The 11,159-nt window shown below is 66.0% G+C and carries 10 protein-coding genes; all 10 read right to left on the reverse strand.

All coding sequences use genetic code 11. The features are described from left to right. Positions 1 to 2,333 (reverse strand): pyruvate dehydrogenase (acetyl-transferring), homodimeric type (aceE, locus tag AC1DGD_RS21485; protein WP_476858184.1); only part of this gene is annotated, 2,333 nt, incomplete at its 3' end. A 217-nt stretch (positions 2,334 to 2,550) separates the two neighbouring features. Continuing rightward, complete coding sequence (locus tag AC1DGD_RS21490) at positions 2,551 to 3,282, reverse strand: maleate cis-trans isomerase family protein (protein ID WP_476858185.1); 732 nt, start codon at positions 3,280 to 3,282, stop codon at positions 2,551 to 2,553. An 8-nt stretch (positions 3,283 to 3,290) separates the two neighbouring features. Next, the gene (locus AC1DGD_RS21495) at positions 3,291 to 4,748 is read right to left on the reverse strand and encodes an amidohydrolase family protein (RefSeq protein WP_476858186.1); all 1,458 of its coding nucleotides are present in this window, start codon (positions 4,746 to 4,748) and stop codon (positions 3,291 to 3,293) included. Between the two features lie 25 nt (positions 4,749 to 4,773). After that, positions 4,774 to 5,559 (reverse strand): aspartate/glutamate racemase family protein, encoded by a 786-nt coding sequence (locus AC1DGD_RS21500; RefSeq protein ID WP_476858187.1) that lies wholly within the window; start codon positions 5,557 to 5,559, stop codon positions 4,774 to 4,776. After that, positions 5,559 to 6,239, reverse strand: coding sequence for a GntR family transcriptional regulator (locus AC1DGD_RS21505; RefSeq protein ID WP_476858188.1), 681 nt, complete (start codon positions 6,237 to 6,239; stop codon positions 5,559 to 5,561). Before AC1DGD_RS21505 ends, AC1DGD_RS21500 begins: the two co-directional genes overlap by 1 nt. A 69-nt stretch (positions 6,240 to 6,308) precedes the next feature. After that, positions 6,309 to 7,649 carry an MFS transporter gene (locus AC1DGD_RS21510; protein ID WP_476858189.1) on the reverse strand — a complete coding sequence of 447 codons (1,341 nt, stop codon included), beginning with the start codon at positions 7,647 to 7,649 and terminating at the stop codon, positions 6,309 to 6,311. Positions 7,650 to 8,107: 458 nt separating this feature from the next. Beyond that, positions 8,108 to 8,449: a hydroxyisourate hydrolase gene (gene uraH / locus AC1DGD_RS21515; protein ID WP_230010411.1), complete on the reverse strand. Its 342-nt coding sequence runs from the start codon at positions 8,447 to 8,449 to the stop codon at positions 8,108 to 8,110. After that, positions 8,446 to 8,943 (reverse strand): 2-oxo-4-hydroxy-4-carboxy-5-ureidoimidazoline decarboxylase, encoded by a 498-nt coding sequence (gene uraD / locus AC1DGD_RS21520; protein WP_230010409.1) that lies wholly within the window; start codon positions 8,941 to 8,943, stop codon positions 8,446 to 8,448. The genes uraH and uraD overlap by 4 nt, the downstream gene beginning before the upstream one ends. Positions 8,944 to 9,097: 154 nt before the next feature. Further along, positions 9,098 to 9,934 carry an alpha/beta fold hydrolase gene (locus AC1DGD_RS21525; protein WP_476849758.1) on the reverse strand — a complete coding sequence of 279 codons (837 nt, stop codon included), beginning with the start codon at positions 9,932 to 9,934 and terminating at the stop codon, positions 9,098 to 9,100. A 93-nt stretch (positions 9,935 to 10,027) separates the two neighbouring features. Beyond that, on the reverse strand, positions 10,028 to 11,155 hold the full coding sequence (locus AC1DGD_RS21530; protein ID WP_476858190.1) for a phosphotransferase: 1,128 nt from the start codon (positions 11,153 to 11,155) through the stop codon (positions 10,028 to 10,030). Between the last annotated feature and the right edge of the window lie 4 nt (positions 11,156 to 11,159).

Raw genomic sequence — 11,159 nt, forward strand, 5'->3', positions numbered from 1 at the left:
TGGGCTTCGAGGGCCCAGGGAACCGACACACCCGAGGCAAGGATCTGCGTGCGCGGGCCGTCAATCTTGGCCGGCGCCAGCAGGTAGATGCCCTTGATGATGCCCTCGACATCGAGTTCCGCCGGTGCGGGCGGCTGCACGATCGGCTCGTTGTAGACAGTGATGTAGTACATCACGTTCCGCGACGGATCGTTGYCGGCAATTTCCTTCCCGGCTTCGCCGGGGCCGTACATCCGGTTGAGGCCGTCACGCATGATGACGCCCATCTCGTAGCCGTATGCCGGGTCGTAGGTGATGACGGCCGGGTTGGTTGCCGCCAGCATSGGGGAGTGCCCGTCGGCRTGCTGCAGGCCTTCGCCGGTCAGCGTGGTGCGCCCTGCGGTGGCGCCGATGATGAACCCGCGGGTCATCTGGTCGGCGGCSGCCCAGAAGGAATCGCCGGTGCGCTGGAAGCCGAACATCGAGTAGAAGACGTAGACCGGGATGAGCGGTTCGCCGTGGGTGGCGTAGGACGTGCCGGCGGCGGTGAAGGCTGCCACGGAWCCGGCCTCGTTGATGCCGGCGTGCACGATCTGGCCGGAGATGGACTCCTTGTACGCCAGGACGAGCTCGCGGTCCACGGAGAGGTAGTTCTGGCCGTTCGGGTTGTAGATCTTCGCCGTCGGGAAGAACGCGTCCATGCCGAAGGTGCGTGCCTCATCGGGGATGATCGGCACAATCCGCTTGCCGAACTCCTTGTCCCGCATGAGGTCCTTGAGCAGGCGGACGAACGCCATGGTGGTGGCGGCGTGCTGCTTGCCGGAGCCGCGGTTGGCGACTTCGTAGACCTTCTCGTCCGGGAGGGTGACGTCGGCRTGCTTGGAGCGCCGCTCGGGGACGAAGCCGCCGAGTTSCTTGCGGCGGTCCATCAGGTACTGGATCTCCGGGGAGTCCATGCCGGGGTGGTAGTACGGCGGCCGGTAGAGGTCCGCTTCGAGCTGGTCGTCCGTGATCGGGATGCGCAGGTGGTCGCGGAAGGCCTTGAGGTCCGCGAGGGTGAGCTTCTTCATCTGGTGGGTCGCGTTGCGGCCCTCGAAGTGGGTRCCCAGGCCGTAGCCCTTGACCGTGTGCGCCAGGATGACCGTGGGCTTGCCCTTGAACTCGGTGGCGGCCTTGTAGGCGGCGTAGACCTTGTTGTAGTCGTGSCCGCCGCGCTTGAGGTTCCAGATCTGGTCGTCGGTCAGGTCCTGGACCATTTCCTTGGTCTGCGGGGTCTTGCCGAAGAAGTGCTCGCGGACGAACGCGCCGGATTCGGCCTTGTACGTCTGGTAGTCGCCGTCGACGGTCTCGTTCATGATCTTCACGAGCGAGCCGTCCTCGTCCTTGGCCAGCAGGTCATCCCACTCCCGGCCCCAGACGACCTTGATGACGTTCCAGCCGGCACCGCGGAAGAACGCTTCGAGTTCCTGCATGATCTTGCCGTTGCCGCGGACGGGACCGTCGAGGCGCTGGAGGTTGCAGTTGATCACGAAGTTGAGGTTGTCGAGCTTGTCGTTGGCCGCCAGCTGCAGCAGGCCGCGGGACTCGGGCTCGTCCATTTCGCCGTCGCCCAGGAACGCCCAGACCTGCTGGTCCGAGGTGTCCTTGATGCCSCGGTTGTGCAGGTACCGGTTGGACTGGGCCTGGTAGATGGCGTTCATCGGGCCGATGCCCATCGAGACGGTGGGGAATTCCCAGAACTCCGGCATCAGGCGCGGGTGCGGATAGGAGGACAGGGCGTGCCCTTCCTTGGACTTCTCCTGGCGGAACCCGTCCAGGTCCTCCTCGGAGAGCCGGCCTTCCATGAAGGCGCGGGCGTACATGCCGGGGGAGGCGTGGCCCTGGAAGAARACCTGGTCGCCGCCGCCGGGGTGGTCCTTGCCGCGGAAGAAGTGRTTGAAGCCGACCTCGTACAGGGTCGCGGCGCCGGCGTAAGTGGAGATATGGCCKCCGACGCCGATGTCCGCCCGCTGCGCCCGGTGCACCATCACGGCGGCATTCCAGCGCAGCCAGGCACGGTATTTGCGTTCGATCTCTTCATCGCCAGGGAATGCCGCTTCCTGGTCAACCGGGATGGTGTTGACGTAGTCCGTGGTGGTGACCATCGGAACACCCACGCTCTGCGCGCCGGCCCGCTGGAGCAGGCTTCGCATAATGTACTGGGCACGTTCGGTGCCTTGTTCCTGAATCAGGGTATCCAGGGACTCCAGCCATTCGGCGGTCTCTTCCGGATCACGATCAGGCAGCTGGTTTGTCAACCCGCTGAGGATATGGGAGGTATCTTCTCCTGCAGCCACGTCCACCTCACTCTTCATCGTTGAATGGTGATCAATATTTTTCATTATGTGGAAAAACTTTCTTGCATTTCGAGATTATCGAGAGAGGCTGGGACGCGTCAACATCAGCGGCGCATCACCGCGGCCCGGCAGTCACAATCGGTTGGAAGGTCGGTACACAAGGCAACGCGGGGTCAGATACGGCCCATAAAGCCGCCCGGCATCGGCCGTATCTGACCCCGCGTTGCCTTGGCGGTCAGGCTGAGGTGAGCAGCCTGCCCCACCGCGGGGAGAGCAGCGGGGCGCCGGCCATTTTGAGGCAGTGCCACAGGGTCACGGCCACCGAATCGAGCACGGGAACGCCCATGGCCGCCTCGATTTCCTCCGCGATGTTGGCACCGTAGAGATTGGTGCAGAGGTACACGAGCGCGTCCGGGTTCTGTGCCGCGAGTTCCAGGGATCCGGGCCGCATCTCGGCGTCGGAGACCCGGGCGAATGATTCGTTGTCGCTCAGGCCGAGGAAACGGTGGTCAAGTGTTTTGATCCCGTCCCGTTCGTCGGACGCCACGATCCGTTCGTTGACGTCCTCCGTGTACGGGGTGAACAGCCCGATCCGCTCGGTGCCGAAGGACCGGAAGGCCTCCATGTACGCCAGTGTGGAGGTGGTGGCGGGAATGCCGGTGGCGTCCTGTATTCCCTTGACGAGTTCGCGGTCGTGATCGGCGCCGAGCCACGATCCTGAAGTGCCGTTCCACGCGATGACGTCGACGTCGGCGGTCGCCAGGATCTCGGCGGCAGCCCGCATTGCCGGGGCATCAAATTGCCGGTCGGAGGAATCGTCGAGGGCGATCCGCGTGACCTGGATCCTGGCGAAGTGGATTGTCACGTCGTCGCGGTCGCCGAGGATCCGGTAGCTTTGCGGCTCGAGGCAGGTGTTGGAGGACGGCACGATCATGCCGATACGGGTGGGGCGGGTTGCGGAAGGCATGGGTGCTCCTAGCGGGCGGCGGGGTAGACAGCGGCGGGGGTGGCGCTGACGGGGGCGGTGGCCGCGGCCGCCTGGTGCTCGCGGAAACCGTTTCGGGCCACAAACTGGCCCACGGGGCCGGGGTCATGGAAGCCGCCGGCGTCCAGCACGACGCGTCCGGCGGACACCACGACGGCGGGCCAGCCGGTGAGCGTCCTGCCGTCGAACGGCGAGAAATCCGTTCCCATGTGCAGGGCAGCGCCGTCAACGGTGAGTTCCTGTGCGGGATCGAAGACGACGAGGTCGGCGTCGTACCCTGCTGCGATCGTTCCCTTGCCCGGCAGGGCGTTGATCCGGGCCGGACCGGCGGCGAACACTTCCACGAAATCCTCCACCCGGGCTGCCCCGCCGGTGGCGTCCATCATGGCGGTGAAGGTGACAGGCATGCGGGTTTCCACTCCCGGCAGGCCGTGCGGCATGGCGCGGATGTCATCGGATCGCTCGCGTTTTTGCGTGAGGTCGTAGCAGGAGTGGTCCGAGGCCACCGTGTGGATGGCTCCGGCGGCAAGCCGGTCCCGCAGCGCGGCGACGGTCTCGGGGCTGCGCATCGGCGGGCAGCAGGCGTACCACTCGGGGAAGGAGGTGCCGTAGACGGTGTCGTCCAGGGTGAGGTAGTGCGGGCACGTTTCCGAGAAGGCGTCCATTCCGTGGCTGCGGGCCCCGGCGACGAGGTCTACGGCCCCCGGCGTGGACTGGTGCACAAAGTAGACGGGAGCGTTGGTGTACTCGGCCATCGCCAGGGTCTCCTTGACCGAGATCTCCTCCGCGAGTTCGGGCCGGGTCCGGTGCAGGTGTTCGATGCCGATGCGGCCGTCGTCCGCATGCTGCTGGGTGCAGTCGGCAATGATGGGATCGTGTTCGGCGTGGATGTAGGTAAGGCCGTCGAGCCGGACCATCTCGCGCATGACCTTCAGGATGGTGTCCCCGTCGGCCATGGTGGTGCCCCGGTTCGTGGTGTACATCTTGACCGAACGGACACCTTCGGCGGCGAGCTGTTCGAGCTGCCACGGCACAGTCTCGTCCCACTGGACCACCGAGCCGTGCAGGGCGACGTCGCAGCGGGACTCGCGTGCCAGTTCCTTCTTGTGCAACACCGCGGCCAGCGGGGTCTCGCGGGCGTCGCGGGGGATGCCGAAGTCGATAATGGTGGTGGTGCCGCCCCAGAGGGCAGCGGTGGATGTTGTCCGGTAGTCGTCCAGGGTACGGAACCGTCCGGTTACCTGGGCGACATGGCAGTGGCCGTCCACGCCACCCGGAATCACCAGCTGGCCGGCGGCGTCGATGGTCCTGGCGGCAGCGGGGACCGGCTCAGAAGCGTCCACGAGCTGGACGATCGTCCTGCCGTGCACCACGACGTGCACATTCTGGCGGCCGAAACTGTTGACCACGGTGCCGTTGGCAATGACAAGGTCTGGGGTGTGGGACATCGTTGTCCTCCTTCGAGAAAGAAAATTAGTGGGACGGTGCGGGCAGCCGGGTGGCGTGCTGCGCCGTCGTGAGGGCGGCATCGAGGTTTTTCGAAAGCCCCTTGCGGGCCTTGACCGGTGGCGGCGCGAAGGCGCCGGCCCGGTGCGGACCGGACTGGAGGTTGATTACGGACTGGGCCATCTGGATGCCAGCGGAAATGCCGTCCACCACGGGGACGGGGATCTGGCCTGCAAGCTCGCGGGCAAGTCCGGCGAGCGGCGCGCCGGCGAGGATCACGACGTCGGCCCCGTCCTCGGCGACGGCCTGGCGGCTGAGCGCCAGCAGGGTCTCCTTGAAGTCCTGCTGCACGGAACCGATGCCGTTGAGGCTCTCGTTGATGGAGCGGATCGAGGCCAGCCGGCCGGCGAGCCCGAACCGTTCAACGCAGTCCAGATACCAGGGCCGGATGCGGTCCGAGATGGCGATGATCGAGAACCGGTGCCCCTGCAGGGCGGCGGCGCAAAGTGCCGCCTCGGTAATTCCGATGACGGGGACGTCGGCGAGTTCCTTCAGCGCCGGCATCCCTGGGTCGCCGAATGCGGCGACCACCACGCCGTCGACGCTGGCGCCGTCGCGAGTGTACTCTGCGATGATTTCGGCGACGGCACCGGCGGCGATCAGCGATTCAAAGCGGGTTTCGATGTATTCGACGCCGTGGCCGGCGGTCCGGACTACCAGTTCGGTTCCGGGCGAGGCTGAACGCCGGGCTTCGGATTCGATCAGCGAAGTGACATCGTTGCTGATGTTGGGGTTGATGACAAGGAGTTTCATTACTTCTTCCGATGAAGGTCGGGTTCCGTCCGGCGGAAATTCTCCGGAAACTGTTCCCGGTATTTGTCGATGTGCGACGCCGACTGGGCAGCCGCCCGGTCAGGGTCACCGCTGGCGATCGCGGTGTAGAGCGCCCGATGTTCTTCGATGAGTTCGGGGAGGTCGCTCACATGCCGGAACAGCCAGTGCATCCGGCCCTGGAGGGGTTCGAGCGCCGATTTGAGGAAGCCGTTGTTGGCGATCCGGGTGATGGCATCGTGGAATTCGCTGTTGGCCCGGTGGGCGTCCATAATGGCGCCCTTGGCTAGAGAGAGCTCGGCCACGTCCAACAAGGCTTCCAGCGCACTGAGGTCCTCCGGTGTGGCGCGGGCCGCGGCCAGCCTGCAGGCCAGCACTTCGAGCGACTGGCGGACGTCGAAGAGATCCTCCACGTCTTTGGGGCTGAGCGAGCTGACTTCGGCCCCGCGAGCGCCGCGGTCGCTGACCAGGCCTTCCTGGCGCAGCATTCGCAGCGCCTCGCGGACCGGGAGGCGGGAGACGTTGAATTCGGCGGCGAGGTCGCGCTCCACCAGCCTGGTGCCGGGAACGTAGTGCCCTTCAAAGATCCTGTTGCGGAGGGTGTCCCGGACAGCCTCCCGGAGGGGGCGTTCCTTGTCCTGGGTTTCTTCTGCGGTAAGCATGGTGCTCCATTTCGGGTTCTTTATGGCACTGCGTTCCCGGCTTCGGGAACTGGTGTTTCGTGGCCTAGCTTAGACAGGGAGCCGCTTGTTGTAGTTCAGGGTCAGCACGGATGCGCCCATGATGATCGCGGATCCCACGAAGTACAGCAGCGCCCAGGTGTATGAGCCGGTGGCACCGACGATCAGGCCGACCGCGATCGGGGTGACGAAGCCGGAGATGTTGCCGCTGAAGTTCATCGCGCCGCCCAGGACGCCGGCGTTGGTCCGGCCACCCAGGATCGAGGGGATGCTCCAGAAGAGGCCCACCCAGCGAAGGAAGAACATGACGACGGAGAGCAGGACTACCGCCGTCGTCGGGTCGGCAACGACGGTGACACCGACAAGGCCGCCGATCACTACGACGCTGGAGGTGCCCAGGAGGGTGCGCATGACGCGGTTGGCCGAGGCGCCAGATGCCCGCCATTTGTCGGCGATGGTGCCGCCGAGGATTTCGCCGACGAAACCGGCGCCGAAGATCACGAACGTGGACCAGCCGATGGTCTTCAGGTCAAAGCCCTTGGCCTGGGCCAGGTAGAGCGGGCCCCAGGTGAGCAGGCCGTAGAAGACGCCGTTGAAGCCCAGCCAGCCGAAGCACATGGCCCAGAAGGAACGGAACTTCAGGTAGGGGAGCAGGGCGCGCTTGCCCTTGCTGCCGTCGAGCTCGGCTTCGGCGTCCTCGGCGGCGTGGGAGGCCTCGATGTACTCGGCCTCGGCGTCGTTGACTCCGCGGTGCTGGCGGGGGTTGTCCCGGACGTACCACCAGACGGCGAGGCCCATGAGGACGGTGGCGGCGCCGGCGATGATGAAGGAGCTCCGCCAGCTGCCCGTCGAGGCGATCAGGCCTGCGATGAGGATGCCGCCGAGCCCGGCGCCCAAAGGGGCTCCGGCGTCAAGGATGGTGGCGCCGCGGCCGCGTTCCGATTTGTGCATCCAGATGGCATTCAGTTTTCCGCCGGCCGGCATGACCCCGGCCTCGGTGACGCCGATGCCCAGGCGGGCGATGAACATGCTGACAAAGCCTCCGGCCAGGCCGGAGGCCGCCGTTGCGGCGCCCCAGCCGACGCAGGACGCGGTCATCACCTTGCGGGGGCCGAACTTGTCGATCAGCCAGCCGACCGGGATCTGCATGAGGGCGTAGGTCCAGAAGAAGGCCGAGAGCAGGAGGCCCACGAGCTCCGGGGCCATGTTGAATTCCTTCTGGATGATGGGCAGGGCAACAGAGATGGATCCCCGGTCGATGTAGTTCACGGACACGAGGACCAGCAGGAGGAGGAACATTTTCCATCGGACATTCGTGCGCCGTTGCACGCCGTCCTTGGAGCTTGTGAGGTCATCGGGCTGTACTGCTGTTTCGGTATTTGGAAGAGACACAACTTCTCCTTGATAGAGAGTAAACATGCCGGCAGGTGATGGGGGATTTGTTTGAGGGTCAGGATGCCGGAGCGTGGGGCGTCCTGTGCGCGGGCCCTGTGTCGATCGCAGCGGTTGATAGGGCTGATGTCAGCGCTGACATCAGGTTCGGATCAGGTGCAGAATCTGGGAGGGCGGGGCCCGGCAAGCTTTCTTGTTTTGGGATCCCGATTTGGGATCCCAAAATTCAGATTAGGAGTGACGTGGGCCACTGTCAAGGGTCATGGGCCGGCTGGGCCGGTTCGCCGCGAAAATGTCGTTTGTGACTGGCCCTGGGGGCCGGGCGGGCTGCGCCGGAACATGGCTGCGCCGGAACATGGCTGCGCCGGCCACCAGGCAGGGAGGCCTGTTCCCGGAGCGGTGCCGGGGCCGGTAGGGGTGTGACGTGGTGCTGGCAGCCGGTCTTGGCTGCTCCGGGCTTAGCTGCCCCGGTAGGTGGAGTAGGCGAAGGGGCTCAGCAGAAGCGGGACGTGGTAGTGGGCCTGCGCTTCGGACACCGCAAAGGTCAGTGTGACTTCGGGAAAGAAGGTCTCGGTCCCGGCGGCCGCGTAATAGGCTCCGGTGTCGAAGCCCAGGCGGTAGGTGCCGGAGCCCAGGCTGTCGGGGCCGAGCGACTTGACGCGGCCGTCATCGTCAGTGGCGCCGGCCGCGATCCTGACCCAGCGTTCGCCGTCGAGCATGTCCAAGGTGACTGCGACGCCTGCGGCGGGCTTGCCGGAACCCGTGTCCAGAACGTGGGTAGTGACGTGGGAAGTGCTCATGCGCCTATCAGTCCTTCGAGTCGGAGTACCGCGATTTCGCGCAACTGCTGGCCGATGACCACTTGTTCTTCTTCGGGAGTGTGGGCGAGCCGGGCGTTGAGGGCCGCCAGGATCTCCTCGCGGCTGCGGCCGGCCGCGCGGATCAGGAAGACCTGGCCGAATTTCTCTTCATAGCTCCGGTTCCCTGCGGCGATGGCTGCGGCGACGGCCGGATCCGGAGCGCCCAGGCTCGCCTGCTCCGATTGGGAGAGCCGGGCCTCAACGCCGTTTCCTGCGGCCCGTTCGCCGATGCGGGGATGGTGGGCCAGCGCGGCTTCCACCTCCGCCTCGGTGAACGGTTCCGCCGCACGGCCGGCGGTTTGGAGGAGGATTTCCGTACTGTCGAAGGGCCTCAAGCCGACGATCTCCTCAATCCATCGCTCGATGTCCAGGCAGGGGCGCAGGGCGGCGGCGGCCTCCGCGCGTCCGGCGGCATTAAAGTCGTCCAACAGCATGTGCCAGATCCTTTGTGTCAATGCTGGCATCCACGGTGTAGGGCTATACGGACAAAATATTCGTATCGTGGAACTGTTATTTCAGCATATGCAAAAGATTGAACCGTACCCGTCTGAGCTGTGTCAACCAGGGGCGGCTCCGCGGCGGCCCCGGTCAGCTCGCCAGGAACCGCAGCAGAACCTCGTTGATCTCCGCGGCGTGGGTCCACAGCATGCCGTGCGGGGCGCCGTCGATCTCCACGTACTCGGCACTCGGCAGCGCCTTGGCGAACTGGCGGCCGGCGACGTCGATCGGCAGGATGTTGTCCGCCGTGCCGTGCACAATGAGGGCCGGGACATCGATCTTGGGGATGTCGGCTCGGAAGTCCGTGAGCCAGGTTGGCTGCGCCGCCGACGACGCCGTGGGCCCACCCCCGGTGGCGAGGTTCCAGCCCGCGTTCAGGACCTCCTGGCTGAGCCGGGGAGTGCCCAGGAAAGTGTCGCTGTTGTAGAAGTTCTTGAAGAATTCCGTGAAGAAGGCGTACCGGTCCGCCGTCACGGCCTCCATCAGCCCGTCGAACACCGACTGCGGGACACCGTCGGGGTTGTCCTCGGCCTGCAGCACGTACGGCTCCAGCGAGGCCAGGAACACCGCTTTCGAGACCCGGGCGGACCCGTAGGTTCCGAGGTAGCGGCCCACTTCGCCGGTGCCCATGGAGAAGCCCACCAGCACGGCGTCGTTCAGGTCGAGGGTGGTCAGGAGGGTGTTGAGGTCCGCCGCGAACGTGTCGTAGTCGTAGCCCTCGGTGGGTTTGCTGGACTGTCCGAAGCCGCGCCGGTCGTAGGTGATCACACGGTAGCCCGCGCCGAGCAGCGCCGCGGTCTGCTTTTCCCACGACGAGCCGTCCAGCGGGTAGCCATGGATAAGGACCACGGCCTGCCCGGATCCGTGGTCCTCGTAGTAGAGCTCAACGTCTGTGCTGTTTTCGGTTCCAACCTTGATGTAAGCCATGCCAGCGGTCCTCCCGGTTCGGCGCAATGCGCGGTGGTTCGGTGGTTCGGTGTGGGGTGGTTCGGTGTGGGGTGGTTTCGATCTGGTGTGCAGTCAGTACGTGGGCTCCACTTTAGCGGCCGGAACTCCCGCCGCCAGGGCCTGTTCACCATCCGGAACGAGGAAGTCCTCCGCCAGGTCGGCCCACTGCGGCCGGAAGGAATACAGGCAGCCGAGCCGCAGGCGGGTCGCGGCGGCGTAGGCGTCGAAGCGCGCCGGGGTGACATGCAGTTCCTCGGCCGTTGCGATGACGTGGCGGCGGGCGGTTTGGTACCTTTCGGCGGTCAGGCGGTGTTGGTGCAGGCGCAGCTGAAGGTGCACGGCGATGTTGCCGAGGTCGGCGGCGGCCTCGGCGCGGCAGGCTTCATCGAAGTCCAGCAGGCCCAGGGGAGCGCCGGGATCCAGGGTGAAGATCTGCTTGTCGTGAAGGTCCCCGTGCGACCAAACCAGCGGATCCGGATCGGTCCGGAGCAGCTTTTGGGCGGCCTGCCCCGCGGCCCCGCGGACGGCCGCGCGCTCCGCTTGCGCCGCCGGAATGTCCCCGGCGTGCACCAGCCACAGGTGCACCGTGTGTTGCAGTCTCGCCAGTTCGACGGCGGCCGTCCGGACAGGGAGCGCCTCGAGAGTGGGGCGGTGCGCGGGCGCCAAGGCCAGGGAATGCTGCCGGACCCAGGCCCGGGACCATTTTTGCCAGGCATTTTCAAAGACCACATCGCTGACCGCGGGGTCGATTCCCAGCTCGAACAGGGAACGGCCGGGCAGCGTCATGAGGGTGAGGCAGCCAGGGGTGGAGGAAACAATTTCCGGTGTGAGGAAGTCCCCTGTGCCGAGGAGCTCGTTCATCCGTTCGTGCCTGCCCACCGCTTCGTCGGACTGGCGGGCCCGGAAGAGCTTGAGGTGGTGCTCCCCGGCTCTGACCACGGCACGCTTATAGGCCCGGTGCACCACCACCACCCCCAGCGGCGACGCGCGCTTCAGGGCGGGGAGACGCCGGTCGCGGCCGTCCCGCAGGAGCTCCAGCTGGCCCGCCCGGAGGTGGGCTGCCCGGACCCCTGCCCGGCCGGGAACCCCCAACTCCAGGACGTAGTCCTCCGCGGAGTCGTCGGGCCAGGAGCGGATGACCTGCCATTCGGTGTTGTCAGCATCCAGGATGGCGGCCGGGACGGGCGGGTGCCAGCCCATGTGG

Source organism: Arthrobacter sp. 05T45, from assembly GCF_056395875.1.

Excerpts from the sequence above, each read along its gene's own strand:
- AC1DGD_RS21490 (WP_476858185.1), bottom strand. The coding sequence starts at position 3,282 with ATGCCTTCCGCAACCCGCCCCACCCGTATCGGCATGATCGTGCCGTCC.
- AC1DGD_RS21495 (WP_476858186.1), bottom strand. The coding sequence starts at position 4,748 with ATGTCCCACACCCCAGACCTTGTCATTGCCAACGGCACCGTGGTCAAC.
- AC1DGD_RS21500 (WP_476858187.1), bottom strand. The coding sequence starts at position 5,559 with ATGAAACTCCTTGTCATCAACCCCAACATCAGCAACGATGTCACTTCG.
- AC1DGD_RS21505 (WP_476858188.1), bottom strand. The coding sequence starts at position 6,239 with ATGCTTACCGCAGAAGAAACCCAGGACAAGGAACGCCCCCTCCGGGAG.
- uraH (WP_230010411.1), bottom strand. The coding sequence starts at position 8,449 with ATGAGCACTTCCCACGTCACTACCCACGTTCTGGACACGGGTTCCGGC.
- uraD (WP_230010409.1), bottom strand. The coding sequence starts at position 8,943 with ATGCTGTTGGACGACTTTAATGCCGCCGGACGCGCGGAGGCCGCCGCC.
- AC1DGD_RS21525 (WP_476849758.1), bottom strand. The coding sequence starts at position 9,934 with ATGGCTTACATCAAGGTTGGAACCGAAAACAGCACAGACGTTGAGCTC.
- AC1DGD_RS21530 (WP_476858190.1), bottom strand. The coding sequence starts at position 11,155 with ATGGGCTGGCACCCGCCCGTCCCGGCCGCCATCCTGGATGCTGACAAC.